This is a genomic window from Xanthomonas sp. NCPPB 2250 (assembly GCF_056725265.1).
The window spans coordinates 4,886,955-4,910,953 of the sequence record NZ_CM161520.1 but is presented as its reverse complement, the minus strand read 5'-3'; the positions used below and the strand labels follow the sequence as shown (position 1 = coordinate 4,910,953).

General features: G+C 70.2%; 25 protein-coding genes and 1 tRNA gene. 16 read left to right on the top strand and 10 right to left on the bottom strand.

The window, feature by feature from the left end:
- Positions 1–51: 51 nt before the first annotated feature.
- Positions 52–885, top strand: coding sequence for an SPOR domain-containing protein (locus tag AC1PMG_RS20185; RefSeq protein ID WP_481110027.1), 834 nt, complete (start codon positions 52–54; stop codon positions 883–885).
- A 103-nt stretch (positions 886–988) separates the two neighbouring features.
- A tRNA-Thr gene (locus AC1PMG_RS20180) sits at positions 989–1,064 on the top strand.
- A 235-nt stretch (positions 1,065–1,299) separates the two neighbouring features.
- Here the strand turns inward: AC1PMG_RS20180 and AC1PMG_RS20175 are convergent.
- A complete protein-coding gene (locus AC1PMG_RS20175; protein WP_481110026.1) occupies positions 1,300–1,653 on the bottom strand; it encodes a hypothetical protein in 354 nt (117 codons plus the stop codon).
- Between the two features lie 165 nt (positions 1,654–1,818).
- Here AC1PMG_RS20175 and rocF point away from each other — a divergent pair, with 165 nt between their 5' ends.
- From rocF to AC1PMG_RS20155, 4 genes are all read left to right on the top strand, one after another.
- Positions 1,819–2,742, top strand: a complete 924-nt coding sequence (gene rocF, locus AC1PMG_RS20170) for an arginase (protein ID WP_026144365.1) — start codon at positions 1,819–1,821, stop codon at positions 2,740–2,742.
- 143 nt (positions 2,743–2,885) lie between these two features.
- Positions 2,886–3,038 (top strand): entericidin A/B family lipoprotein, encoded by a 153-nt coding sequence (locus AC1PMG_RS20165; protein ID WP_010341023.1) that lies wholly within the window; start codon positions 2,886–2,888, stop codon positions 3,036–3,038.
- A gap of 104 nt (positions 3,039–3,142) precedes the next feature.
- Positions 3,143–3,277: an entericidin A/B family lipoprotein gene (locus AC1PMG_RS20160; RefSeq protein WP_160966335.1), complete on the top strand. Its 135-nt coding sequence runs from the start codon at positions 3,143–3,145 to the stop codon at positions 3,275–3,277.
- A 188-nt stretch (positions 3,278–3,465) separates the two neighbouring features.
- The gene (locus AC1PMG_RS20155; protein WP_010341025.1) at positions 3,466–3,681 is read left to right on the top strand and encodes a CsbD family protein; all 216 of its coding nucleotides are present in this window, start codon (positions 3,466–3,468) and stop codon (positions 3,679–3,681) included.
- Between the two features lie 70 nt (positions 3,682–3,751).
- Here AC1PMG_RS20155 and AC1PMG_RS20150 read toward each other — a convergent pair whose 3' ends face one another.
- A complete protein-coding gene (locus tag AC1PMG_RS20150) occupies positions 3,752–4,702 on the bottom strand; it encodes a hypothetical protein (protein ID WP_481110025.1) in 951 nt (316 codons plus the stop codon).
- 108 nt (positions 4,703–4,810) lie between these two features.
- Between AC1PMG_RS20150 and AC1PMG_RS20145 the strand changes: the two genes are divergently transcribed.
- The 3 genes from AC1PMG_RS20145 to AC1PMG_RS20135 all read left to right on the top strand — a co-directional run bounded on the left by AC1PMG_RS20145 (position 4,811) and on the right by AC1PMG_RS20135 (position 7,608).
- Positions 4,811–6,103, top strand: a complete 1,293-nt coding sequence (locus tag AC1PMG_RS20145; RefSeq protein ID WP_481110024.1) for a tryptophan--tRNA ligase — start codon at positions 4,811–4,813, stop codon at positions 6,101–6,103.
- Between the two features lie 297 nt (positions 6,104–6,400).
- Positions 6,401–7,333, top strand: coding sequence for an MBL fold metallo-hydrolase (locus AC1PMG_RS20140; protein WP_481110023.1), 933 nt, complete (start codon positions 6,401–6,403; stop codon positions 7,331–7,333).
- A 107-nt stretch (positions 7,334–7,440) separates the two neighbouring features.
- Positions 7,441–7,608, top strand: a complete 168-nt coding sequence (locus AC1PMG_RS20135) for a peptidase (protein WP_481111722.1) — start codon at positions 7,441–7,443, stop codon at positions 7,606–7,608.
- 317 nt (positions 7,609–7,925) lie between these two features.
- On the opposite strand, the gene AC1PMG_RS20130 is transcribed toward AC1PMG_RS20135, so the two are convergent.
- Both AC1PMG_RS20130 and AC1PMG_RS20125 read right to left on the bottom strand, forming a co-directional pair.
- On the bottom strand, positions 7,926–8,534 hold the full coding sequence (locus AC1PMG_RS20130) for a hypothetical protein (RefSeq protein WP_481110022.1): 609 nt from the start codon (positions 8,532–8,534) through the stop codon (positions 7,926–7,928).
- A 473-nt stretch (positions 8,535–9,007) separates the two neighbouring features.
- Entirely contained in the window at positions 9,008–9,421 is a 414-nt protein-coding gene (locus AC1PMG_RS20125; protein WP_017908948.1) for a Rap1a/Tai family immunity protein, read from the bottom strand.
- Between the two features lie 122 nt (positions 9,422–9,543).
- Between AC1PMG_RS20125 and yedA the strand changes: the two genes are divergently transcribed.
- Entirely contained in the window at positions 9,544–10,440 is an 897-nt protein-coding gene (gene yedA / locus AC1PMG_RS20120) for a drug/metabolite exporter YedA (RefSeq protein ID WP_481110021.1), read from the top strand.
- Complete coding sequence (rarD, locus tag AC1PMG_RS20115; RefSeq protein WP_043093605.1) at positions 10,437–11,354, top strand: EamA family transporter RarD; 918 nt, start codon at positions 10,437–10,439, stop codon at positions 11,352–11,354. The genes yedA and rarD overlap by 4 nt, the downstream gene beginning before the upstream one ends.
- A gap of 100 nt (positions 11,355–11,454) precedes the next feature.
- Here rarD and AC1PMG_RS20110 read toward each other — a convergent pair whose 3' ends face one another.
- The 6 genes from AC1PMG_RS20110 to AC1PMG_RS20085 form a co-directional block, all read right to left on the bottom strand.
- Positions 11,455–12,597 carry an alpha/beta fold hydrolase gene (locus AC1PMG_RS20110; protein ID WP_267083912.1) on the bottom strand — a complete coding sequence of 381 codons (1,143 nt, stop codon included), beginning with the start codon at positions 12,595–12,597 and terminating at the stop codon, positions 11,455–11,457.
- Positions 12,598–12,747: 150 nt separating this feature from the next.
- Entirely contained in the window at positions 12,748–14,058 is a 1,311-nt protein-coding gene (locus tag AC1PMG_RS20105; RefSeq protein ID WP_481110020.1) for an ABC transporter permease, read from the bottom strand.
- Positions 14,059–14,122: 64 nt separating this feature from the next.
- Complete coding sequence (locus tag AC1PMG_RS20100) at positions 14,123–15,280, bottom strand: ABC transporter permease (protein WP_481110019.1); 1,158 nt, start codon at positions 15,278–15,280, stop codon at positions 14,123–14,125.
- Between the two features lie 13 nt (positions 15,281–15,293).
- Positions 15,294–15,983 carry an ABC transporter ATP-binding protein gene (locus tag AC1PMG_RS20095; protein WP_017908954.1) on the bottom strand — a complete coding sequence of 230 codons (690 nt, stop codon included), beginning with the start codon at positions 15,981–15,983 and terminating at the stop codon, positions 15,294–15,296.
- Positions 15,984–16,044: 61 nt separating this feature from the next.
- Positions 16,045–16,212, bottom strand: coding sequence for a hypothetical protein (locus tag AC1PMG_RS20090; protein ID WP_481110018.1), 168 nt, complete (start codon positions 16,210–16,212; stop codon positions 16,045–16,047).
- A 790-nt stretch (positions 16,213–17,002) separates the two neighbouring features.
- Complete coding sequence (locus AC1PMG_RS20085) at positions 17,003–18,250, bottom strand: efflux RND transporter periplasmic adaptor subunit (RefSeq protein WP_481110017.1); 1,248 nt, start codon at positions 18,248–18,250, stop codon at positions 17,003–17,005.
- 250 nt (positions 18,251–18,500) lie between these two features.
- Here AC1PMG_RS20085 and AC1PMG_RS20080 point away from each other — a divergent pair, with 250 nt between their 5' ends.
- From AC1PMG_RS20080 to AC1PMG_RS20060, 5 genes are all read left to right on the top strand, one after another.
- Positions 18,501–19,403, top strand: coding sequence for an ABC transporter ATP-binding protein (locus tag AC1PMG_RS20080; RefSeq protein ID WP_481110016.1), 903 nt, complete (start codon positions 18,501–18,503; stop codon positions 19,401–19,403).
- Positions 19,400–20,185 carry an ABC transporter permease gene (locus AC1PMG_RS20075; RefSeq protein WP_481110015.1) on the top strand — a complete coding sequence of 262 codons (786 nt, stop codon included), beginning with the start codon at positions 19,400–19,402 and terminating at the stop codon, positions 20,183–20,185. Before AC1PMG_RS20080 ends, AC1PMG_RS20075 begins: the two co-directional genes overlap by 4 nt.
- 100 nt (positions 20,186–20,285) lie before the next feature.
- On the top strand, positions 20,286–21,485 hold the full coding sequence (locus AC1PMG_RS20070; RefSeq protein ID WP_481110014.1) for a sensor histidine kinase: 1,200 nt from the start codon (positions 20,286–20,288) through the stop codon (positions 21,483–21,485).
- Positions 21,486–21,537: 52 nt separating this feature from the next.
- Positions 21,538–22,140 (top strand): response regulator transcription factor, encoded by a 603-nt coding sequence (locus AC1PMG_RS20065; protein WP_026143841.1) that lies wholly within the window; start codon positions 21,538–21,540, stop codon positions 22,138–22,140.
- Between the two features lie 103 nt (positions 22,141–22,243).
- The gene (locus AC1PMG_RS20060; RefSeq protein ID WP_481110013.1) at positions 22,244–23,935 is read left to right on the top strand and encodes a sensor domain-containing diguanylate cyclase; all 1,692 of its coding nucleotides are present in this window, start codon (positions 22,244–22,246) and stop codon (positions 23,933–23,935) included.
- The last annotated feature ends 64 nt before the right edge of the window (positions 23,936–23,999 follow it).

Sequence of the window (23,999 nt, the reverse complement as noted above, 5' to 3'; positions counted from 1 at the left end):
CCAGACCTCACTGTCTCTCCCAAGCTGCATCGCACGCTCTAGAATTCGGCCATGCTCGTTCGCGCCCTGCTCGTCGTCCTGACCATCCTCAACCTCGGCGTCGCGGTGTGGTGGGCGATGCAGCCGCCGACCCCGCCAGCCGTGCCGATGCCGGCCGTGCCGGCCGGGGTGGCGACGCTGCAACTGGTCAATGAAGCGCCGGCGCCGGCTGCTGCGCCGCCCACGCCGGCTGCCGCGCCTGACGAGGCGCAGGACAGCGCCGTCGCCGCCGACGCGGCCGACTCCGCCCAGGCACCGGCCAGCGCACCCGCGGCTCCCACGAGCGTCGCGCCCGAAACCGCGCCCACGCAACTTGCCGCCGCCCCTGCGCCCGCTCCCACCCAGGCCCAGGCCGAGCCTGCAGCAGCGCCGGCCGCCGACGCGGCGGTGTGCCTGAGCGTAGGGCCGTACCCGGACCGCGACGCGGCGCAGGCCGCCGTCGCCGCGCTGTCCCCGGGAGCGCCGCGTCCGCGCCTGCGCGAGGCCGCCGACAGCGACGCCACCAGCTTCCGCGTGATCCTGCCGACCATCGGCGGCGAAGACGGCCTCAAACAGGCCACCGAGCGCATCGTCGCCGCCGGCATCCGCGACTATTACCCATTGCGCCAGGGCGATGCCGGCAATGCCATCGCCCTGGGTCAGTACCGCAGCCGCGAGGGGGCCGAGCGCCGCCGCCAGGAACTGGCCCGTGCCGGCTTCAACGCCGACCTGATCCCCAGCGGCGGCAGCGGCCAGTCGCGCTGGTGGCTGGACCTGCGTGCCGACTCCGCGGTGCAGGCCGCGACCCTGCGCCGCCAGCTCGGCGCCGCGCGGCAGCGCACCGTGGACTGCGCCACGCTGCGCTAGAATGCCGCGCCTGCCCCTGCACGGCGCCGCGGCCATAGGGCGTGTCGAGGCCCGCGCCAGCAGGTAGACTGCCCCGGGCCCGCCCGCGGGCGTCTTCCATCTTGCCGCTTTAGCTCAGTCGGTAGAGCAACTGTCTTGTAAACAGTAGGTCATCCGTTCGATTCGGATAAGCGGCACCATCTTCGCTCAGCCGGCATCCGCAGATGTCCGCGCTGCGCCATCAACCCGCTGAAACAGCGGGTTTTTGCTTTCTGTCGCGTGCCCTCACGCACATCCAGTCGAGCAGGGAGCAACTGCGCGTCACGCGAGCAGTGTGGTGGCGTGGCGGATGGCAAGCATGCAGCAGCAGACTCGCGAGGCAACAGTCGCTCAACCGAAGCATGGTTGGATCGCCGCGTGCTGTCGCGAGCTGCGCTACGCGCTTCGCGGCATGAGCAAGGACTGCGCGCGCGCGGAAAGCGGACAACCCTGCCGCTGCAAGAAGGCGATGGCCTCTCTGGTGCGCCGGAGCAGCCCGGTGTTCGCGATGAAGGTCGTCTTCGCTCCCTGGAGCTCCAGCACGACGTTCTCGGTTCCCCACGCCTTCCGATAGTCCACCCTGGCGATCTCACGGTACGGGCGGGTGCGCGTGCGCAGGACACGGTACTCCACGTGGTCCGCGTGCAGGATCAGCGTGGGATTCAAGCTGTTGTGCGCCCACGCGAACCAGGGAAGGAACGTGAACCCGGCGAACGCGGCCTCCAGGATCACGACCAAGGGCTTTTCCAAGGCGATCTCCAGAAACGGTGGAGCAGCTTAGCCAGCCAGCGCCGCGGGTGTCCAACCGCACGCCTTTGGCCGGCGCGATGTGCATGCCGCACTGCTGCGACGCGGCGAGTCGTGACATGCCGGTCCCGCTAGACTGGGGCACTTTTTTGGCTGGAGCGTATGCGCATGAAGTCGTCCTTTCTGCCGGTGTCCCTGATCGGCGTGCCTACCGACATCGGTGCGGGTCATCGTGGTGCGCGCATGGGACCGGAGGCGCTACGCATCGCCGGCCTGCATGAGGCGCTGGCCAATCGTGGTGTCGAGGTGCGCGACATCGGCAACATCGACGGCCCGCGCAATCCCTGGCAGGCGCCGGTCGACGGCTATCGCCACCTGGACGAAGTGGTCGCCTGGAACCGCGCGCTGATGGAGGCCAGCTATGCCGAGCTGCGCGCCGGGCGCATGCCGATCGTGCTCGGCGGCGACCATTGCCTGGGCATCGGTTCGATCACCGCGGTGGCGCGGTACTGCCGCGAGCAGGGCCGCAAGCTGCGCGTGCTGTGGCTGGACGCGCATTCGGACTTCAACACCAGCGAGGTCACGCCGTCGGGCAACGTGCACGGCATGCCGGTGGCCTGCCTGTGCGGGCTGGGGCCGCAGGCGCTGACCGAGCTCGGCGGCAGCGCGCCGGCGCTGCGCCCGGAGCAGGTGCGGCAGATCGGCATCCGCTCGGTCGACCCGGACGAGAAGCGGCTGATCAAGCAGCACCGCGTCGACGTGTACGACATGCGCTACATCGACGAGATGGGCATGAAGCGGACCATGGAGGCGGCGCTGGACGGGCTCGACGCCGACACCCATCTGCACGTCAGCTTCGACGTGGATTTCCTCGATCCCAGCATCGCCCCGGGTGTCGGCACCACCGTGCCCGGCGGCCCCAACTACCGCGAGGCGCAGCTGGTGATGGAGATGATCGCCGACAGCGGGCGCATGGCCTCGCTGGACATCGTGGAGCTGAATCCGGTGCTGGACCACCGCAACCTGACCGCGGAGCTGGCCGTGGACCTGGTGGAGAGCCTGTTCGGCAAATCGACGCTGATGCGGGACTGAGCGACGCGGGCCTACCCTGAATGGGTCGCCGGTTCATTCACGTGAAATCCACAGTCGTGACGGCAGATTCACCGCCAGACGGTAGCGCGGCGACGCCTATCGCCGCCCACCCCGACCACCTGCGATTGCCGAGGACCACCACGATGAAGCGACTGACCACCCTGTTGATGCTGACCCTGTTCTGCGCTGGCGTGCTGACCGGCTGCAACACCGTTGCCGGCGCCGGCAAGGACATGCAGAAGGCGGGCGAGAAGGTGGAAGACAAGGCGCAGGATTGCAGCGCGGGCAAGTGCTGAGCGCATCGGTCGATCACGGCGGCGGCGCGCCCCTGCGAACGACCGATCCGCGAGTTTCGCGCGGCCTCGGTGGCCGCGTTCCATGACCATGAAGGAGTGAACCTATGAAGCGTACGTTTGCGTGGATGCTGCTGGCGATGTTCTCGGTGGGCCTGCTGGCCGGTTGCAACACCGTTGCCGGTGCCGGCAAGGACGTGCAGAAGGCGGGCGAGAAGGTCGAAGACGCCGCCAAGAACTGAGCCTCGTCTCGGTGACCAGAAACGGGTCGGCTTGCCGGCCCGTTTTTTTTTTGCGCGGCTGCCGACCCACGGCGTAACGGTTCACGATGCTCATGCGTTGCTGACGCTGCATTGATCGGTCCACGACGCGGGCCGCGCGATGCTGCGCGGGCGGCGTACGGCGCCGCTTACACATCACGAGAGATGCCATGAACAAAGACATCATTGCCGGCAAGTGGACCCAGCTCAAGGGCAAGATCAAGGCGCAGTGGGGCGACCTCACCGACGACGACTTCGACGTCGCCGAGGGCAATACCCAGTACCTGGCCGGCAAGCTGCAGGAGCGCTACGGCTGGGCGCGCGATCGCGCCGAGAAGGAAGTGCACGCGTTCCGCGACAGCCTGGGCAAGGAGTACCACGACTGAGGCGCACACCGCCGCAGCGTCGTCGACACGGGCCGCGTTGCGGCCCGTGCTGTTTGGGTGCGCGGAAAGCTCAGCGCTCCGGCGGATCGGGCACGTAGTCGCCGGGAAACGCGCTTGGCGCAACCGCTACGCGCCGCGGCGGCAGGTTCCGCGGCAGCACGCCGCGTGCGATCAGTCGTGCGCGGCTGTCGTAGCGCAGCTCGGTCCGTTGCATCGGCACGTCGCTGGCGCGCTCGAATTCGGTGACGCGCGAAGGCGACCATTCGCGCGCGCCGTGGCCGGTGCCCAGGCGCTGCTGCACGCGGGCAGCGGAGGTGCCTTCGCGCGCATACGCCCGTGCGTCCGCGGACGGTGCCGCCGCGAGGGGCGCGGCCGCACTGCGTTGCGGCATGTCGGCGGCCGCTGCCGGTGCAGGCGTCGCGTCCGGCGCCGGGACGCCGGGCGTTGCCGCGCGCGCTGCTGCGTTGGCAGCTCTCTCGGCGTCTACATCTGCGTCCCCCAAGGCAGTATCGGGCCATGCCCGCGCTTCGTCGAACACCGCCATGCCGATCACGCCGACGTTGCGCGGGCGCCCGGTGCGTGCGGCATAGCTGTCCTCCAGGTCGGTGAACACGAACTGCGCCACGTCCTCGGACGATTTGCGCCACCCGGCGATCTCGGTTTGTTGCCACGGCGCCAGCACATAGCCGCGCTGGTCGCTGGCCGCGGTCTGGCCACTGACCGCGTTGACGCCGTCCACCGACAGCACCACCAACACCCGCGCCCCGGTCAGGTTGGTCAGGCGCAGCGCGTAGCGGTGGCCGGGCGTGGCGGCGATCCAGCGCTCGCCGCGCCAGGCATGCGCGGGCAGCGGGTCGTCGCCGGCATCGCGATCGATCACTTGGAGCTGCACCGCCGGCGCCGATGTCGGCGGCGACGGCCATGGACGAAAGCCGCACAGCCCGCCGATGCACAGCAGCGCGAAAGCGAGCACGGCGAGGGAACGGGAACGGCGGGGCAGGGAAGGAGCGGGAACGTGCATGGCGGCGACTCCAGGACGGGGACGCCGGATTGAACGCACCACGCGCCGGAACGGGGTTGTCGCGCAGCGGGTAAACTCGCCGGGTTTCCCCCTGACCGTCCATTCCGCATGACCACCCGCGTTCTCACCGGCATCACCACCTCCGGCACGCCGCACCTGGGCAACTACGTCGGCGCCATCCGTCCCGCGCTGCAGGCCAGCCGGCGTCCCGGCATCGAGAGTTTCTTCTTCCTGGCCGACCTGCACAGCCTGATCAAGGCGCAGGACCCGGCGCGGACCCAGCGCTCGACTCTGGAGATCGCGGCGACCTGGCTGGCGGCGGGGCTGGATCCGGCGCAGGTGTGGTTCTACCGCCAGTCGGACGTGCCGGAGACCAACGAGCTGACCTGGTTCCTGACCTGCGTCGCCGGCAAGGGCATCCTCAATCGCGCGCACGCCTACAAGGCCGCGGTGGACAAGAACCGCGCCGACGGCGAGGACGACGATGCCGGGGTCACCGCCGGCCTGTTCATGTATCCGGTGCTGATGGCCGCCGACATCCTGCTGTTCAAGGCGCAGCAGGTGCCGGTGGGCCGCGACCAGATCCAGCACATCGAGATGGCGCGCGATTTCGCGCAGCGCTTCAACCACGTCTACGGCCGCGAGCACTTCGTGCTGCCCGACGCGCTGATCGACGAGCAGGTGGCGACGCTGCCCGGGTTGGACGGGCGCAAGATGAGCAAGAGCTACGACAACACCATTCCGCTGTTCGCCCCGCGCGAGGAGCTGAAGAAGCGGGTGTTCGCCATCGTCACCGATTCGCGCGCGCCGGGCGAGCCGAAGGAGACCGAGGGTTCGGCGCTGTTCCAGCTGTACCAGGCCTTCGCCAGCGCCGAGGAGACGGCCGCGTTCGCGCAGGCGTTCGCCGCCGGCATCGGCTGGGGCGAGGCCAAGCAGCAGCTGTTCGAACGCATCGATGCCGAGATCGCGCCGATGCGGGTGCGCTACGAGGCGCTGATGGCGCGTCCGCAGGACATCGAGGCGATCCTGCGCGACAACGCGCAGCGCCTGCGCGAGCGCTATGCGATCCCGTTCCTGGCCGAGCTGCGGCACGCGGTGGGCCTGCGCGATCTGTCGGCGCAGGCCGATGACGGCACCGAAGCGGCGACCGCCAAGCAGGCGCTGCCGAGCTTCAAGCAGTACCGCGAAGCCGATGGCCAGTTCTACTTCAAGCTGCTCGATGGCGAGGGCGTGCTGCTGTTGCAGAGCGGCGGCTTTGCCTCGCCGCGCGATGCCGGGCAGACCATCGCCGCGCTCAAGCAGGCCGCACAGGCCGACGCGCTGCAGGCGGCGCCGGTAACCCTGGAGGCACCGGCCGAGACGGTGCTGGCGGCGCTGGAGCGCTTGCGCGAGGCGGGCTGAGCGCTCGCACGGCGGTCCTTCGTAGGAACGGCTTCAGCCGCGACGCCGCAACGGCAAAGCGTCGCGGCTGAAGCCGCTCCTACAATGTCCTACAAGGCATACGACGCGTCCTGGTGCGACATCCGAAGCGCGTGTGTTTGCCGGCCGCAGGCAGTCGGGACTGAAGTCCCTCCCACAGTGGGCTGTCGGGTCTCCGGCGTTTCCGTTATTCGTCCTCATCCGGTCCTTGCCGCCCGGCACTGGCAGCATCCTCCATACCGCCTAGAATGGAGCCTCGCCCAGCCACGCTTCTGCGCCATGCCACGCGATCCCAGCATCCATCTCGTCGATACCGGCTTCCAGCGCGCGCAGTTCGATGCTGCCTACCTGATCGTGGAGAACGGGCGCGGCGCCTTCGTCGACTGCGGCACCAGCCATGCCGTGCCGGTGCTGCTGGACGCCCTGGCGCACGCCGGTCTGGCGCCGGCCGACGTGGACTGGCTGATCCTCACCCACGTGCACCTGGACCATGCCGGCGGTGCGGGTGCGCTGCTGCAGCGCCTGCCGAACGCGCGCCTGCTGGTGCATCCGCGCGGTGCGCCGCACATGATCGATCCGGCGCGGCTGATCGCTGGCGCCACCGCGGTGTACGGCGAGGCGGAGATGGCGCGCAGCTACGGCAGCATCGTACCGGTGCCGGCGGAGCGCGTGGTGGTGGCCGAGGACGGCCATCGCCTGTCGCTGGCCGGGCGCGAGCTGCTGTGCATCGACACCCCGGGGCACGCCCGCCATCACCTGTGCGTGTGGGACGCCCGCAGCCGCAGCTGGTTCAGCGGCGATACCTTCGGCCTGTCCTACCGCGAGCTGGACAGCGTGCGCGGCGCGTTCGCGATCCCGACCTCGTCGCCGGTGCAGTTCGAGCCGGAAGCGATGCAGGCCTCGATCCAGCGCATGCTCGGCTACGCGCCGCAGACGCTGTATCTGACCCACTACGGCACGGTGGAGGGCGCCGAGACGCTGGCGGCGGAACTGCTGGAGCAACTGGAGGCGATGGTGGCGATCGCGCGCGGCTGCGACGGCCGTTCCGACCGCCATCGCTGCCTGGTCGCGGCGCTGACCGCGCTGTATCTGGAGCGGGCCCGGCTGCATGGCTGTCCGCTGGACGATGCCGGCGTGGAGCGCGTGCTGCACATGGACATCGAGCTCAATGCGCAGGGCCTGGCCTGCTGGCTGGATCGTCCCGCGCGCTGAACGGCGGCCGGTTTCGCGCACGCGAAGGCGTCGCCGTGCTGTCTCGGCACGACGCCATTCTCTACACTGTGCGGCCCGCTTGTTGCCAGGTCGTGACCGTGAACCCGATGCGCATGTTGCTGCTGTCCGCTTCCCTGTTCATGGGAGGTGCGGCACAGGCGGCCAACGATGCGCTGGCCGGCGACGCGGGCGGCGACGCCGATGCCTTGGAGCGGCATGCCTTGCCGGCGAACAGCGATTCCTCCGAGGCCTGTGGTCCGGCGATGCCGGGCTGAGCGACGCCGGCCGAGCGACATGCGAGTGCCATCAGAGCAGGTTGGCTGCGCAGCCGGAGCCGTTGCCGGCGACACGCGCGGTTGCGCTGGTGTCGCGGAAGAAGGGGATCTTCGCTGGCGGCGCAAGGCCACGCGTAGGAGCGGCTTCAGCCGCGACGGGGCGTTATCGGTAATGCTTTTCGCGGCTGAAGCCGCTCCTACGAGAGAACAGCGCGGTGTTCGGCAAGGCTGCGAAAAGCGCGCGCTAGAAGTGCACTGAAACCGGTTCTACCGGGCCAGGCGCATGAGGGCGTCGCAAGGCGACCATGCAGCGTTGCTCAGGCAGTGGTGTCGATCAACCCGCCGACGATGCCCTGGTTGAGCAGGTCGCCGGTGACCGTGCCGCTGAGGCTGGGATTGGACTGCAGCAGCGACGACAGCTGCGGGGTCAGGCCCTGGCTGCTGAAGACGCCGGAGGCGTTGTACAGGCCCGGGGTCGACGGCGGCGCGGTGATGGTGCCGAGCAGGCCCTGGTCGTATGTCTGGGTGGCCTGGTCGAGGGTGGGGTAGGGCGCGGTGCCGGTCGAGGACGACGTGCCGGTGGACGAGGTCGACGCGCCTGTCGTCGAGGTGGAGCTGCCGGCAGACGAGGCCGAGGCCGCATCGGTCGGGCCGGCGCTGACGATGCTGTTGAACAGCCCGGCCGCGTTGTAGGTCAGGCCCGTGTCGGCCGGCGTGGTTCCCGCGAGGCCGCCTAGGCTGAAGATCACCGAGGCCTCGCCGGACAATTCCACCGCCTGCTGCACTGCGGCCTGATCGGTGCTGGCCACGATCGGGTTGCCGGCTTGAGCCGAACCGCTGGAGGCACTCGCTGCGGAAAAGCCATAGGGCGACGCGCCGTAGGGAGTGACGGGGCCGAGCGGCGACAGTGCGGTATCGATGGCCATGGCGGTGCGCAGCGAGCAGGTGTGTGTGCGTACAGATACGCCCGTGCGGCTGAACCGTCTCTTAGGTTTTTCGGGGGCTGCGGAGCGCCGGAACGGGCTGCAGTTGCGCTGTCATGGACGTCGGCTGATCGGTGGAAACTTCAGGGGTCAGAACTGCATGGAGCAGCACACTCCTTGCGCGAGGCCGATCTCGTTTCTTCGGCTAGAGCGCGGCGCGGGTCGGCCATGCACAGTGGCGGCAGCTGACGCGACTTGGTTGAGATCCTTCATCTCCTGCGCGCTGCTGGTCTGGCTGTTGGCGCGCCCATGCGGACCTGCAGCACCGCGGCCTGGTGATGACGGTGGAGCGCCGGGCGCCGCTGGCGGTGGCTGCGGTGCCGGTGCGGATGCCCGTGCGGCATCCGACGCGTCGTCGCGCCAGCGGCTCATCACTGCCTCGTGGCGCCGACGCGACCTTGAGGCAGGCGGCGCCCTCAGCGCGATGGGCGGCGTGGCTTGGCCGGTTTGCAGGGATACCGTTTGGCCAAGGCCTGCACGACCAGGTCGCTGGCGCGCTCGTCCAGGCGTGCGTCGGGCAGCGCGCCGAGATCGGCGACCAGGGCCTGCACATCCGGTGGACCGGACTGGCCGGCCGGTCGGCACCACTGCGCGCCCTCGCTGCCGGCCGCGATGCCGAGCATGTAGGCCGCCGCCGTGCGCGAAGACACCATGACCCGCAGTTCCTGCGGTTGCTGCGGGCCCAGGTCGTCTGCCAGCGAGCCGTCCAGCGGGGCTTCCAGCAATTGATGTCCGTTCAAGTCCCAGGGGCCGGCAGGCGGGCGTGCCGCGCTGTTGCTGCCGAGCGCCGCCAGCAAGGGCAGCGCGAGCCAGGTGCGGTGTGATGTCATCCACGACTCCTTTCTCGACGAGTGGTCTGTACGCCGCGGCAGCGCGCCGCGCGCAGGCGAGAGGGCTTGCGCGCAGACCAGGTGCTCTAGAATAGCGCCCCCGCTGTCTCTGGCGCCGTCCGATGCCTTCCGCTCCTGTCGCCGCTGCGCCTGCGCGCGGCGGCTTCGTCGTTCTCGCCCTGTTCCTGGTCTATGTCGTCTGGGGCTCGACCTATCTGGCGATCCGCTTCGCCCTGGAAGGCGGCGCGCCGCCGTTGAGCGTGGTCTCCGGCACGCGCTTCGTGATCGCCGGCAGCGTGCTGTACGCGGTGCTGCGCTGGCGCGGGGTGGCCGCGCCCACGCGCGCGCAGTGGCGGCCGCTGGCCATGCTCGGCGCGCTCATGCTGGTCTGCGGCAACGGCCTGGTGGTGCTGGCCGAGCGGCAGGTGTCCTCGGGGCTGGCGGCGGTGGCGGTGGCCTCGGTGCCGCTGTGGATGGCGCTGTTCGGCACGCTGCGCGGCCATCATGCCAGCCGCGGCGAATGGTTGGGGATCGTGGTCGGCTTCGCCGGCGTGGTGTGGCTCAACGCCGGCAGCAGCCTCAATGCCAGCCCGTTGGGCCTGGTGCTGCTGTTGATCGCGCCGGTCGGCTGGGCGTTCGGCTCGGTGTGGTCGCGCGGGCGCGATCTGCCGATGCCGTTCATGGCCGCCGCCGGGCAGATGCTGTGCGGCGGGATCATGCTGGTGGCGATCGGCCTGCTCAGCGGCGAACGCCTGCACACCCTGCCGAGTGCGCAGGGGATGCTGGCGGTGGCCTACCTGTGCGTGTTCGGCTCGATCATCGCCTTCACCGCCTACGTGTGGCTGCTGCAGAACGTTCGCCCGGCGCTGGCCGGCAGCTATGCCTACGTCAATCCGGTGATCGCGGTGGCGCTGGGCAGCTGGCTCGGCAGCGAACGCTTCAGCGCCAGCGATTTCGGTGCGATGGCGGTGATCCTGGCCGGCGTGGTGGTGATCACCGTGGCGAGGACCCGGCGATGACCGCGGTCGCCGCGCAGGAGGCCCGGCGTGGCCTGTGGATCACCGCGGCGACCTTCGCGCTGTGGGGCGTGGTGCCGGTGTACTGGCACCTGCTGCAGGCGGTGCCGTCGCCGCACATCATCGCCCACCGCATCGTCTGGAGCACGCTGCTAGTGGTGGCCTGGCTGGTGTACAGCGCACGCCTGCAGTGGTGGCGGCGCATCGCCGCGCAGCCGCGCGCGCTGGCCACGCTGGCGCTGAGCAGCCTGGCGATCGCCTTCAACTGGGGCCTCTATATCTGGGCGGTCAATGCCGGCCATGTGATCGAGACCAGCCTGGGCTACTTCATCAATCCGCTGGTCAACGTGCTGCTCGGGGTGCTGGTGCTGCATGAGCGGCTGCGCCCGCTGCAGTGGCTGGCGGTGGCCTGCGCCGCGCTGGGCGTGGCCTGGCTGACCGTCGACGCCGGCACGCTGCCGTGGATCGCGCTGGGCCTGGCCGGCTCGTTCGGGCTGTACGGCCTGCTGCGCAAGCTGGTGCAGGTGGATGCGGTGGCCGGGCTGGGCGTGGAGAGCCTGTACCTGTTCCTGCCGGCGCTGGGCTTCGTGCTGTGGGGCGAAGCCGGCCACGGCGGCGGCTTCGCCGGTGCGTGGGGCTGGCGCAACGACCTGCTGCTGGCATTCGGCGGCGTGGTCACCGCGGTGCCGCTGATCGGTTTCGCCTACGGCGTGCGGCGCATCCCGCTGTCGCTGGTGGGGCTGCTGCAGTACATCGCGCCGAGCCTGCAGTTGCTGCTGGGCGTGTGGTTCTTCCGCGAGCCGTTCGACGCCGGCAAGGCGATCGGCTTCGCCGCGATCTGGATCGGATTGCTGTTGTTCGCCGGTGAGAGCCTGTGGCGGTCCGGCGTGTGGCGGCGAGCGGGGATTGGGGAGTAGGGATTCGGGATTGGCAAGAGCCGGCGCCGTTCCCTGAAAGTGGCAGATCGCCAGCGCAGTCGCTGTTACGAATCCCCAATCCCGACTCCCTAATCCCGGCTCATCCGCGGCTACCGCTCGCAGCCGGCCCGCCGGTCAACTGCAGCTCGGGGTCCGCGCGCGGCGGCAGCGGCTGCGGGCAGCGGCCGCCGTGGCTCGGCGACTGCAGGTCGGCGAACCAGTCCTCCACGGTCGGCGCCAGCAGGTCCAGCCGCATCGGCAGGCTCAGGTGGTTCTCGCCGGGCATCTCCAGGTAGTGCGCGCGCGGGGCGTCCAGCGCCAGCAGGCGGCCGTGCGCCACCGGGATGTGCTGGTCGGCGCTGCCGTGCAGCAGCAGCACGCAGGCCGGTGCGGCGCGCGCGGCGGCGGTGACGTCGACCTGGTCCAGGTTCAGCGCCAGGCGCTGGTTGGCGTTGGCGATCACCGCGTCCAGGTTCTGCCCGCCGTAGCGCCAGCGTGCCAGGTCCATCGCCGCGCTGGCCATCCAGCCGCGCGGGCGGCTGGCGAGCATGTGCGGGATCATGTCGCGGATGCCGCGGCCGGCGTTGGCGAACGACTCCATCGCGACCACGCCGTCGACCTGGTCGCCGAGCTTCTGTGCGGCGAACAGCGCGGTGGCCGCGCCGTAGGACACGCCGAACAGGTACACCGGGCCCTGCACCTCGCCGCTGGCGCGCAGGGCGCGGATCACCGCGACCACGTCGTCGGACTCGCGGGTGCCGTAGCCGGCCGGGCCGCCGCCGGAGCGGCCGTGGTTGCGCAGGTCGATGCTGATGCTGCGGTAGCCGGCCTGGGCCAGGTCCAGCGACCACGGCAGCAGCGAGTCGCCGTCCATCATCCAGCCGTGCAGCAGCACCACGGTGCCGCGCGGGGCCATGTGCGAGGCGGGCGCCGGGGTGCCCACGTCCATGGCGAAGTCGGCATGCTCGTGGCCGCTGGCGTCGCGGCCGGCGTGCTCGTAGCGATAGCGCATGTGGTAGTCGCCCGGGTCGATGGCGCGCCAGAAGATCGGGATGCCGCCCGGCACCACCACGTGGCCGCTGCGGTTGGGCAGGGTCGCCAGCAGGCTCTGGATGCGCTCCTCGTCCATCAGCGGCGACACGCCGCCCGGCGCGACCAGGCGGTCGCTGAGCGAGGTGGAGGAGCAGGCGCTCAGCCACAGGCTGGCGCAGAGGACGAGCAGCAGGCGCAGGCGCGAGGACATGGGCGTGGCGGCGTGGAACCAAATGGCCGCGCAGGCTAGCGCCTCGGCGGCGGCCGTTCTACCGCGTTTCGATGACGGAACGATGACGCGTCAGCCGCCATTGGGCCGGGCCGGGACACTGGTCCCGGCCCGGCGCGTTCAGCCCTGGCGCTACAGCGCGCGCAGGGCGGTGGTGATCGGCAGCCGCGCCGCGCGCAGCGCCGGGAACAGGCCGCCGACCAGGCCGATGCCCAGCGCCCACTTCAGCCCGGTCCACAGCAGCGGCGGCGACACCTTGAACTGGAACACCACCTGGCTGAAGTTGCTGCCCAGGGTGGAGACGCTGTAGCCGTTGAAGATCGCCCAGGCGATCAGCCCGCCCAGCACCCCGCCGAGCAGCGCCAGCAGCATGGTCTCCAGCATCACCGCCACCACCACCGGCAACCCGCGGAAGCCCAGCGCGCGCATCGTGGCGATCTCGCGGGCACGGGTGGCGACCGCCGCGTACATGGTGTTGAGCGCGCCGAACACCGCGCCGATCGCCATGATGGTGCCGATGAAGGTGCCCAGCACCTCCAGCACCTTGCTGAGGTTGCCGCCCTGCTTGCGGTAGTACTCGCGGGTGGTGAACACGTCCAGCTTCAGCCGCGGGTCGGCGTCCATCGCCGCCTTGAACTGGCGGAAGCCGTCCTGGCCCTGGGTGCGCACGCTGATCGACTGGTAGGCGCTGCGGTTGTAGGTGGTAGCCAGGGTCTGGGTGTCGGTCCACAGCTCCGAGTCGTGCGCATCGCCGCTGGCGAACACGCCGACCACGGTCCAGGCCTGGTTGCCCAGGGTCAGGGTCTGGCCGAGCTGCAGGCCGCGGAACTGCGATTGCGCGCCCTTGCCGACCACGATCTCGCGCAGGCCCGGTTGGAAGCGACGGCCCTGCAGAATCTTGACCTTGTCGTGCACCGCCCAGCCCTGCTCGCCGACGCCGCGGAACTGCGCGTTGACGTCGGTGCCGTCGGACTTGGACTGCAGGTTCACCACCTGCGACAACTCCGGCGAGACCAGCGGGCGGTTGTCGGTGCCGCGCGCCACGCCGGCCAGGCTGGCGATCAAGGGCACCTGGTCGCGGGTGATGACCGAGTTGGTCTCGGCCTGCGAGCCGCCGCGCAGGACGATGGCCGTGGTGTCGTCGCCGGTGCTGTCCAGGGTCGCCTGGAAGCCCTGGCCCATCGCCAGCATCGCCACCAGCACGCCGACCACGCCGGCGATGCCGACCACGATCACCGAACTGGCGCCCCAGCGCTGCGGCAGGCTGGCGATGCCGATGCGCGCGGCGGCCAGCGACAGCCGGCCGCTGCGGGTGGCCAGCAGCAGCACGGCGAGCACCGCCACCAGCGCCAGCACCAGGAACCAGGGCAGGGCGATCCAGATTCCCAGGCCGAGCGCCAGCGCCGCGATCGCCAGGACATTCCATAACCATTGCATCTTCATTGCGTTGTTCCTCGGGTCTGCGTCGCCGTCCGTGGCATCGCTGTGCTGGAGAGAAGGGGCGGGCTCAGCGCCCGGCCAGGGCGTCGACGATCTTCAGCCGCTGCGCGCGCAGCGCCGGCAGCAGGCCGACCACCACGCCGATGACCAGCATCAGTGCCACGCCGATCAGCCAGGTCTGCGCCGGCACCGCGTGCACCGGCAGCGCGCCGCGGCTGGCGCTGGCCAGCACCGGGATCGCCGCCGCCGCCAGCGCCATGCCGAGCAGGCCGCCGAGCACGATCAGCAGCACCGACTCGACGATCACCAGGGTCAGCACCGTGCGGTCCTGGAACCCCAGGGTCTTGAGCGTGGCCAGTTCCGGGATGCGTTCGCGCACCGCCTGTGCCATGGTGTTGCCGGTCAGCAGCACCAGGGTGAAGAACACCGCGCCCATGATCGAGGTGACGATCAGGCCGATGTCGGCGAACTGCTTGACGAAGGCCTGCTGGAACGCCGACTCGGTCTGCGACTTGGTCTCGTGGTCGGAGTTGGCCGACAGCGCATCGATCGCCTGCGCCACGCGCGAGGCGTGCTCGGGGTTGTCCAGCCGCACCGTGTACCAGCTGACCTTGCCCTTGATGTAGTCGTTGCTCTCGTCGAAGTATTTCCAGTTCATCATCAACTGGTTCTCCGCCTGCACGTTGGCGCGGTCCTTGGCGCGGAAGATCGCCTTCAGTTCCAGCGGCCAGTCGTTGCTGCCGCCGCGCGGGAAGATGGTGGCCTGCAGCGGGATCACGTCGCCGACCTTCCAGCCGTTCTTCTTCGCCAGCGCTTCGCCCACCGCCGCACCGGTGCGGGTGTCGCGGAAGGCCTTGAGCTGCTCCGGCGGCATCTCGTATTCGCTGTACACGTCGAAGAAGTTCGGCGCCACCGAGAAGTTGGGGAAGAAATCCTTGGGATCCTTGTAGATGCCGCCGAACCACATCGCATAGGTCACGTCGCGCACGCCCGGCACGCTGCGGATCTGCGCTTCCAGGCGCACCGGCAGCGACTGGGTGATCGACAGGCGCGAGGCCACGACCAGGCGGTTGACGCCCTCCACCGAGCCGCCGGCGGTGAACGCGACGCGCACCGAGTCGAGCAGGCCGAACAGCAGGAACGCGACGATCACCGAGAACAGGGTCAGCACTGTCCGCGTCTTGCTGCGGAACAGTTGCGCGCAGATCAACGAAAAATACTTCATGGCATCGCCTCGCTCAGTGCGCGGCCGGCGCGTCGGCCAGCTCGCCCTTGTCCAGGTGCACGGTGTGGGTGGCGTACTCGGCGGCCTTGGGATCGTGGGTGACCATGACGATGGTCTTGCCGTGGCTGCGGTTGAGTTCCTGCAGCAGGCCCAGCACGTCCTCGGCCGAGCGCCGGTCGAGGTCGCCGGTGGGTTCGTCGCAGATCAGGAAGGTGGGATCGGACACGATGGCGCGGGCGATGGCCACGCGCTGCTGCTGACCGCCGGACAGTTCGCTGGGCTTGTGGTTGCGGCGCTCGGCCAGGCCGACCAGGGTCAATGCGATCTCGGCATTGCGCTTGCGCTGGGCGGCGCTGAGCGAGGTAAGCAGCAGCGGCAGTTCGACGTTCTTCTGCGCGGTGAGCATCGGCATCAGGTTGTAGAACTGGAACACGAAGCCGACGTGGTGGCTGCGCCAGGTGGCGAGCTGCCCGCCGCTCATGCGGTCGATGCGCTGCCCTTCGATCTCGATCTCGCCGCCGCTGGGCGAATCCAGCCCGCCGATCAGGTTGAGCAGGGTGGTCTTGCCGGAGCCGGACGGCCCCATCAGGGCGACGAAGTCGCCACGGGCGATATCCAGGTCGATTCCGTGCAGGACCTGGACTTTCTCGGGGCCGCGCTGGTAGGTCTTGGTGACGTTGCGCAGGGTGACGAGGGTGGACATGGTGGTGTTCCTGGCGGTGGACGAGGTGGAGGCGATGCGGTCGCCGATGGCGGCGAGAGGATTATTTTTGCGGTTGCGGTTGCGGTTGCGGTTGCGGTTGCAATTGCAAGTGCAGTTGCTGCTGTTGCTGTTGATTCTGCTGTTGCTGTTGTTCTTGCTTTTGATTTGCCGGGTTCCCTTCCGAAGCGGCGGCCAGTGCGGGGAAAAACCCCGAAGGGGCGGCGTACATGGATGTACGCCGTCCGCGGCAGGGGCAGGATGCCCCTTCCGCGGATCCCCGGGCTGGACGCGGACCCGGAGCGCGTTAGCGCGGAGGGCGCGAAGGCAGGGTGTGCTTTCTTTTGGTTACTTTTCTTTGCACAAGCAAAGAAAAGTAACTCGCCGCAAGGCGAAAGCTTTGCTCTTGATTGAATCGTGTAGGAGCGGTCACAGCCGCGACAGGCACTACCAATCATGTGGGTCGCGGCTAAAGCCGCTCCTACAGACCTTCTCGCCTGACACGCAAACTTCAAGCAACAGCAAAGGCTTTCGCCCTTTCGGGCGAGTTACTTTTCTTTGCTCGCGCAAAGAAAAGGTAACCAAAAGAAAGCGCGCCCTGCCTTGCGCCCTCCGCGCTGCGCGCTCCGGGTCCGCGGATGCACCGGGGATTCGCGGAAGGGGCATCCTGCCCCTGCCGCGAACGGCGCACATCCATGTGCGCCGCCCTTCGGGTTTTTCCCCGGTCCATCCGCCGCTGCGGAAGGGAACCCGGTAAATCAAAAGCAAGAACAACGGCAACGGCGGTGAAGCAACAGCAGAAGCAACGGCAGAAGCAACAGCAACGGCGTCAATCGGGTACTCGTTTCCCCATGGCAACTGCATCACGGGGATCGGGAAGCAGAAACAAGCACTTCAACAGCAAATGCAACAACTGGAGCTTGAGCGGTTCGACTGCGGCAGGCGCAGCTGGAACTGACTGCATCAGACAGCTGCGATGTCGAGGCGCTGGTGCAGCGCGCAGTGCGCCCTCGTGCGTTGCGCTACTGCGCAGCGGCCTCTGCCGTCTTCACCTGCATGCCGGCATGCAAAGCCTCAGGCGGATCCAGCACCACCGTGTCGCCCGCGGCCAGGCCGGACAGCACCTGGCGGTCGTCGCCCAGAGCGATGCCGGTCTTCAGCGCGCGCTGCTCGACCGTGTTGTCCTCCTTGACCGCGAACGCCACGTCCTGGCCCTCACGCTTGACGATCGCCGCGCCCGGTACCCGCACGCCCTGCGGCGTGTTCTGCGCCTGCGGCTGCGGCGCCTCCAGAAAGCTGACCCGCACGCCCATCTCCGGCACGATGCGCGCGTCCTTCTGCTTCAGCGCTACGCGCACCTTCACCGTCGCCTTGCCGCGGTCGGCGGAGGGGATAATCGCGATCACCTCGGCCGGGATCTTCCAGTCCGGATAGGCATTGAGCGTGGCCTCCACCGGCATGCCCGGCTTGACCCGGCCGATGTAGGACTCGCCCACCTCGACCTCGATCTCCAGCGAATCCATGTCGACGATGGTGCCGATGCCGGTGCGGGTGAAGCCGCCGCCGGCCGACAGCGGCGAGACGATCTCGCCCGGCTGCGCCGCCTTGGCGGTGACCACGCCGGAGAACGGCGCACGCACGATGGTGTTGTCGACGTTGAGGTCGGAGATCGACAGCTGGTTGCCGGCCACAGACACATTGCGTTGCGCGTTCTGTAGCTGCGCGCGCAGGGCATCGCGCTGCGCCACGGCCTGCTCGTACTGCGAGCGCGAGACCAGTTGCTGGCCGGCCAGGGTCTGCAGCCGCTGCGCGTCGGCATCGGCCTGGCGCACCTGCGCCTGCATGTTGGCGACCAGGCTGCGCGCCGCCTCCAGCTGCGAGGCCGACAGCACCCGTTGCGCGTTGGCGTCGATCGGATCCAGCGTCGCCATCACCTGGCCTTCCTCCACGCGCATGCCTTCCTCGATGCGCACCTCGCGGACCTTGCCGGTGATCTTGGCCGAGACCGTGGCCATGCGCCGCGCCACCACATAGCCGCTGGCGTCCAGCACCGAGGCGCTGCTGCTGCCGGGGGCGATCGCCACCACCGCGGCGGTGCGCACCTCCAGCGGCTTGCTGCGGCCGAACAGCCACCAGGCGCCGGCGCCCAGGGCGAGCAGCACCACCAGCAGCACCACGGCGATCCACAGCCCGCGCCGCGACGGCGGCTCGCTCGGCGGCGCCTTGCGGTCGATACGGAGTTCCTTGAGCAGGTCGGAGGAAGTACTCATCGTGTCCTTGAACGAAACGGTCGGCGCGCTGCAGTATGCGAGCCGCCGGCCGCCGTGGGCATGGCCGGAAGTCACTTTCTGCGATGCGCTGTAGCGGGAGAACGCCGCCCCTCGGCGTGGATCGCAGCATGCGGCAATCGTGCCGGGGCTGCCAGTGACAGATGTCATCCACTGCAGCTGACGCGCCGCACTGGGCGGCGACTCCGCCGCGGCGCAGCCTAGGCACTCCCTGCCACCACCGGAGTGTCCCATGCCCGATCACGATGCGTTGCCGCTGGCGCAGCTCAGGGGCGTCCACAAGCACTACGGGACGCTGGTCGCGCTCGACGGCGTCGACCTGCAGCTGCGGCCCGGCCAGTTGCTGGCGCTGCTGGGCGCCAACGGCGCCGGCAAGAGCACCGCGGTGAGCCTGCTGCTCGGGCTGCAGACGCCGGACGCCGGCAGTGTCCGCCTGTGCGGGCAGGATCCGCGGGCGCTGGCGGCACGCCGCCAGGCCGGGGCGATGCTGCAGACCGCCGGGCTGCCGGACACCCTGCGCGTGGGCGAACTGCTGCTGCAGGCGCGCGGCTACTACCCGCAGCCGCGCAGCGTCGCCGACTGCGTGGCGCTGGCCGGGCTGGATGGCTTGATGGCACGCCGCTACGGCCAGCTGTCCGGCGGCCAGCAGCGCCGCGTGCAGTTCGCGATGGCGATCTGCGGGCGGCCGCGGGTGCTGTTCCTGGACGAACCCAGCACCGGCCTGGACATCGAGGCGCGGCAGGGCCTGTGGCGGGCGATCCGCGAACTGGTCGCCGACGGCTGCGCGGTGCTGCTGACCACACACTATCTGGAAGAGGCCGAGGCGCTGGCCGACCGGGTGGCGGTGCTGCAGCGCGGCACGCTGATCGCCGAGGGCAGCGTCGCCGAGCTGCGCGCACGCTTCGAACAATGCACCATCCGCTGCCGCAGCGCGTTGCCGGCGGCGCAGGTGGCGCAGTGGCCGCAGGTGTGCCGCGCCGAGAGCCGCGACGGCGTGCTGGAGGTGGTCGCCGAGCCGGCCGAACCGGTGGTGGCGCGGTTGCTCGCCAGCGACCCGGCGCTGACGGCGCTGGAAGTCCGCCGCGCCGGCCTCGCCGATGCCTTTCTTGCCATCACCCGTGCGGAGGCCGCATGAACCCGATCGATCTTTCCGTGTCTTCCCCGGCGGCCGTCTGGTCGTTGCGCGACCAGGGCGCGCTGCTGCTGCGCGAGATCCGCTACGAGGTGCTGCGCTGGCTGCGCACGCCGTCGTTCGCCTTGCCCACGCTGCTGTTCCCGCCGCTGTTCTACCTGCTGTTCGGGGTGCTGCTCAATCATGGGCGCCACGACGCGGCGGTGTACCTGATGGCCAGCTACAGCGTATTCGGGGTGATGGCGCCGGCCCTGTTCGGGTTCGGCGTCGGCCTGGCCCTGGATCGCGAGCGCGGCCTGCTCGCGCTGAAGCGGGCGATGCCGGTGCCGCCGCTGGCGCTGCTGCTGGCACGCACTGCGCTGGCAATGGCGTTCGCGCTGGCGATCGGCGTATTGCTGCAGGCGCTGGCCGCGCTGCTCGGCGGGGTGATGCTGACGCCGGCGCAGCGGATCGGGCTGCTGCTGGTGGACGTGCTGGGCGCGCTGCCGTTCTGCGCGATCGGGCTGGCGCTGGGCGCCTATGCCGGCGGCAGCGGCGCACCGGCGCTGGTCAACCTGATCTACCTGCCGATGGCGTTCCTGTCGGGGCTGTGGATCCCGCTGCAGCTGCTGCCGGCGTGGCTGACCACGCTGGCGCCGCTGTGGCCGTCCTATCACCTGGGCCAGTTGGCGCTGCGCGTGGTCGGGCAGGGCGACGGCCACGGCAGTGCCGGCCATGTCATCGCGCTGCTGGCGGTGACGGTGGTGTTCTACGCACTGGCGCAGCGGCGCCTGCGCCGCGGCTGATGGCGCGCCGTGCCGATCCCGGCGTCGCCGCGCGGTTTCGCGCGCCGGTGCCTTCGCTAAGCTATGCGCTGCGGCGGCCGTGCCGCCCTGGGAGCCCGACGTGATCGCCTTGCTGCACGCCTCGCCCGACTCGCTGATCGCCCGCCGCATCGGCTGGAGCTCGGCCAAGTCCAGCACCCACTGGTTCGTGTGGCTGTCGCTGGTGTGGTCGATCTGGCTGTTCGTCACTCCACTCTACGAACCGTACTACTTCCGCAACTGGTTCCCGCCGACGCTGGCCAGCTATCTGATGTTCCTGGCCTTGTACTACGTGGCCTACTACCGCCACCGGCGCTACCTGCCCTGGTGCGTGGCCGGCATGGCGGCGCTGGCGTTCGTGGTGCTGCCGTACAACCCCGGCGCGCAGTGCTACATCATCTATGCCTGCGCCTTCCTGGCGTTCTGCTTCGAGCCGAAGCGGGCGGTGGCGGCGATGCTGCTGGTGCTGGCCTCGTTCGCATTGGCCTGGACGATGCGCGGCTGGTCGCCGCTGTACATGGTCAGCGCGATGGTGGTCGGCCTGTCGGTGGGGCTGATGAACATCAGCTTCGAGCGCCGTGCGCGCGGCGAGGCGCAGCTGCGCCTGAGCCACGAGGAAGTGCGGCGCCTGGCGGCGGTGGCCGAGCGCGAGCGCATCGGTCGCGACCTGCACGACCTGCTCGGCCACACGTTGTCGCTGGTGGCGCTGAAGTCGGACCTGGCCACGCGCCTGCTCGCGCACGACGCCGCCGCGGCGCAGCGCGAGATGGAGGAAGTGGGCCAGGTCGCACGCGAGGCGCTGGGCCAGGTGCGGCGTGCGGTCAGCGGCATCCGCGCGGCGCAGATGGCGGCGGAGATCGCCTCGGCCAAGCTGCTGCTGGAGTCGTCGGGGGTGACCTTCCGCTACCAGGTCGAGGCCTTGCCGCCGTGCCCGCAACTGGAGACGGTGTTCGCGCTGGTGCTGCGCGAGGCCGCCACCAACATCCAGCGCCACGCGCGTGCCAGCCACGCGCAGCTGCGCCTGTGGTGCGAGCGCGGCCAGGCCCTGCTGGAACTGCGCGACGACGGCCGCGGCGGCGCGCTGCAGCCGGGCACCGGGCTGAGCAGCATGCGCGAGCGGCTGGAGGCGGTGGGCGGCAGCCTGCGCATCGCCTCCGAGCGCGGCCTGGGCACCTGCCTGGTCGCCGCCGCGCCGTTGCCACGGGTCGAGGCGGCGATGCCGGACGCCGCGCCGGCGGCGCGGATGCAGTCCCCGGTGGACCAGGACGCCGCGCTCGGCTGAGCGCCGGCCCGGCCCGGGCACTACAATGGGCCGACAAGGACCGGGGGGTGCCGTGATTCGTTTAGTGCTGGCGGAGGACCAGGCAATGGTGCGCGGTGCGCTGGGCGCACTGCTGGGCCTGGAAGCGGATCTCGACCTGGTCGCCAGCGCGGCCGACGGCGAAGCCGCCTGGCGCGCGCTGCAGGCGCATGCGCCGGACCTGCTGGTCACCGACATCGAGATGCCCGGCCTCAGCGGCCTGGAGCTGGCCCAGCGCATCCAGCGCCAGCAACTGCCGGTGCGCGTCATCATCGTCACCACTTTCGCCCGCCCCGGCTTCCTGCGCCGCGCCCTGGACGCCGGGGTCGGCGGCTACCTGCTCAAGGATGCGCCGCCGCAGCGGCTGATCGAGGCGATCCGCCAGGTGCACCGCGGCGGCCGCGCGATCGACCCGGAACTGGCGCTGGAAGCCTGGTCCGAGGCCGACCCGCTCAACGACCGCGAGCGCCAGGTGCTGCGCCTGGCCGGCGAGGGCGCCTCGGCCGGCGACATCGCCACGCAGCTGGGGCTGTCGTCGGGCACGGTGCGCAACTACCTGTCCGAGGCGATCGGCAAGCTCGGGGTCGGCAACCGCATCGAGGCGGCGCGGCTGGCCCGGCAGAAGGGCTGGCTGTGACGCGGCGTGTGGTTCGGCCTGAAACTTGCATGGTCCCCTGCGCTTGACTGCGCAGCGCAGTGCAGGGCGCGCGCGGCCTTCCTTCCTCCCATTGGCCGACGCCATGCCCTCCACCACGATCAACCGCTATGGCGTGCCGCTGGCCCTGCTGCTGCTGTTGGGCATCAGTGGCGGCGTGCTGGTGGGCAGCGAGCGCTTTCTCGCCGATGCGGCCGCGGTGCAGCGCAGCCACCGGGTCATTGCCGAGATCAACGGCCTGCAGCTCAACCTCGCCGACTGCGATGCCTCGCTGCGCGGCTTCCTGCTGCTGGACAGCCGCGAACACCTGGCCGATTTCCGGGCGTGCCAGCGCGCGCTGCCGCCGCGGCTGCAGGAACTGGCCACGCTGCTGCAGGGCAACCCCGCGCAGCAGCAGCGGCTGCAGGAGGTCCAGGCGCAGATCGAGGCGCGCATGCGCGACAGCGCGCTTGCCGTGGCCCGCTTCCAGGGCAGGGCGGCAGGCATGCGCAAGCCGGACCCGGAGCGCGCCCGCCAGGGCCGCCTGATGTCGCAGGCGATCCGGCGCAGCACCGACAGCCTGGTGCGCAGCGAGCGCGCGGCGCTGGCCAGCAGCGCCCGCTCCACCGCCGCCAACGCCGACCTGCTGCGCCGGCTGGCGGTGATCGGCATCCCCACGGTGTGTGCGCTGACCCTGGGCCTGTACTTGCTGCTGCGCCGCGAGATCGGCCGCCGCAGCCAGGCCGAGCAGCGCGGTCACCATGCCAATGCGCTGCTGGTGGGCACCGTGCAGCAGATGCAGCGCACCGAACAGGATCTGCGCACGCTCAACCGCTGCAGCCGCGGACTGCAGAGCTGCGTGCAGCAGGACGAGGCGGTGGAGGTCGCGCGGCAGGCGCTGGAGCGCCTGCTCGGCGATGCCGGCTGCAGCGTGTACTGCACCGATGCGGCGGGCGAGCAGGCGGTCTGTGTCGCGCACTGGGGCGAGGATGCGGTGTGCGCGCCGTCGCTGTCGCTGAGTGGCTGCGAAGGCCTGCGCCGCCGCGCCACCCAGATCCAGCGGCCCGGCGCCGCGCCGGCCTGCGCGCACGCCGCCGGCGTGGCACGGCATGGCACCTGCGTGCCGATGATGGTGCAGGGCGAGCCGCTCGGGCTGATCCACCTGTCCAGCCGCGATCCGGCCGTGCTCGAACGCCTGCCCCTGGTCGAGGTGGTGGCGGAGCAACTGGCGATGGCGCTGCACAACCTGCAGCTGCGCCAGCGTCTGCGCCTGCAGTCGATCCGCGATCCGTTGACCGGGCTGTACAACCGCCGCTATCTGGAAGAATCGCTGCTGCGCGAACTGGCGCGCTGCGAGCGGCGCGACCAGCCGCTGGCGCTGATGATGCTGGACCTGGACCACTTCAAGGCGCTCAACGACCGCCTCGGCCACGCCGGCGGCGATGCCTTGCTGGCCGCGTTCGGCCAGTTGCTGGCCGGGCTGGTGCGGCCGGAGGACATCGCCTGCCGCTACGGTGGCGAGGAGTTCACGGTGATCCTGCCGGGCGCCGCCGCCGACGTGGCGCAGCGCCGCGCCGAGCAGATCCGCGCCGCGGTGGCGAACCTGCAGGTGCAGCACCAGGGCCAGGCGCTGCCGCCGGTGACCGTATCGATCGGCGTGGCCGCCTATCCGGACCACGGCCGCAGCACCGAGGAACTGCTGCGCTGCGCGGATGCGGCGCTGTACCGCGGCAAGCGCAGCGGCCGCAACCGGGTCGCTGCCGCCGGCGACGCGCCGCTGCGCATCGCCGAGGCCTAGGGCGCCTCCATCCCCGTGCAGGCAGTGCCGCGGTCGCGCGCCTGCGGCGTGTCAGTGTCCGGGG

Bases quoted from the DNA above. Each gene is read 5' to 3' on its own strand.
- AC1PMG_RS20105 (WP_481110020.1), bottom strand. From the start codon at position 14,058: ATGAAGATGCAATGGTTATGGAATGTCCTGGCGATCGCGGCGCTGGCG.
- AC1PMG_RS20125 (WP_017908948.1), bottom strand. From the start codon at position 9,421: ATGACATCACACCGCACCTGGCTCGCGCTGCCCTTGCTGGCGGCGCTC.
- AC1PMG_RS20060 (WP_481110013.1), top strand. From the start codon at position 22,244: ATGCCCTCCACCACGATCAACCGCTATGGCGTGCCGCTGGCCCTGCTG.
- AC1PMG_RS20090 (WP_481110018.1), bottom strand. From the start codon at position 16,212: ATGTACGCCGCCCCTTCGGGGTTTTTCCCCGCACTGGCCGCCGCTTCG.
- yedA (WP_481110021.1), top strand. From the start codon at position 9,544: ATGCCTTCCGCTCCTGTCGCCGCTGCGCCTGCGCGCGGCGGCTTCGTC.
- AC1PMG_RS20150 (WP_481110025.1), bottom strand. From the start codon at position 4,702: ATGCACGTTCCCGCTCCTTCCCTGCCCCGCCGTTCCCGTTCCCTCGCC.
- AC1PMG_RS20145 (WP_481110024.1), top strand. From the start codon at position 4,811: ATGACCACCCGCGTTCTCACCGGCATCACCACCTCCGGCACGCCGCAC.
- AC1PMG_RS20185 (WP_481110027.1), top strand. From the start codon at position 52: ATGCTCGTTCGCGCCCTGCTCGTCGTCCTGACCATCCTCAACCTCGGC.
- AC1PMG_RS20135 (WP_481111722.1), top strand. From the start codon at position 7,441: ATGCGCATGTTGCTGCTGTCCGCTTCCCTGTTCATGGGAGGTGCGGCA.
- rarD (WP_043093605.1), top strand. From the start codon at position 10,437: ATGACCGCGGTCGCCGCGCAGGAGGCCCGGCGTGGCCTGTGGATCACC.
- AC1PMG_RS20165 (WP_010341023.1), top strand. From the start codon at position 2,886: ATGAAGCGACTGACCACCCTGTTGATGCTGACCCTGTTCTGCGCTGGC.
- AC1PMG_RS20155 (WP_010341025.1), top strand. From the start codon at position 3,466: ATGAACAAAGACATCATTGCCGGCAAGTGGACCCAGCTCAAGGGCAAG.
- AC1PMG_RS20110 (WP_267083912.1), bottom strand. From the start codon at position 12,597: ATGTCCTCGCGCCTGCGCCTGCTGCTCGTCCTCTGCGCCAGCCTGTGG.
- AC1PMG_RS20080 (WP_481110016.1), top strand. From the start codon at position 18,501: ATGCCCGATCACGATGCGTTGCCGCTGGCGCAGCTCAGGGGCGTCCAC.
- AC1PMG_RS20085 (WP_481110017.1), bottom strand. From the start codon at position 18,250: ATGAGTACTTCCTCCGACCTGCTCAAGGAACTCCGTATCGACCGCAAG.
- AC1PMG_RS20130 (WP_481110022.1), bottom strand. From the start codon at position 8,534: ATGGCCATCGATACCGCACTGTCGCCGCTCGGCCCCGTCACTCCCTAC.
- AC1PMG_RS20075 (WP_481110015.1), top strand. From the start codon at position 19,400: ATGAACCCGATCGATCTTTCCGTGTCTTCCCCGGCGGCCGTCTGGTCG.
- AC1PMG_RS20160 (WP_160966335.1), top strand. From the start codon at position 3,143: ATGAAGCGTACGTTTGCGTGGATGCTGCTGGCGATGTTCTCGGTGGGC.
- rocF (WP_026144365.1), top strand. From the start codon at position 1,819: ATGAAGTCGTCCTTTCTGCCGGTGTCCCTGATCGGCGTGCCTACCGAC.
- AC1PMG_RS20095 (WP_017908954.1), bottom strand. From the start codon at position 15,983: ATGTCCACCCTCGTCACCCTGCGCAACGTCACCAAGACCTACCAGCGC.
- AC1PMG_RS20100 (WP_481110019.1), bottom strand. From the start codon at position 15,280: ATGAAGTATTTTTCGTTGATCTGCGCGCAACTGTTCCGCAGCAAGACG.
- AC1PMG_RS20140 (WP_481110023.1), top strand. From the start codon at position 6,401: ATGCCACGCGATCCCAGCATCCATCTCGTCGATACCGGCTTCCAGCGC.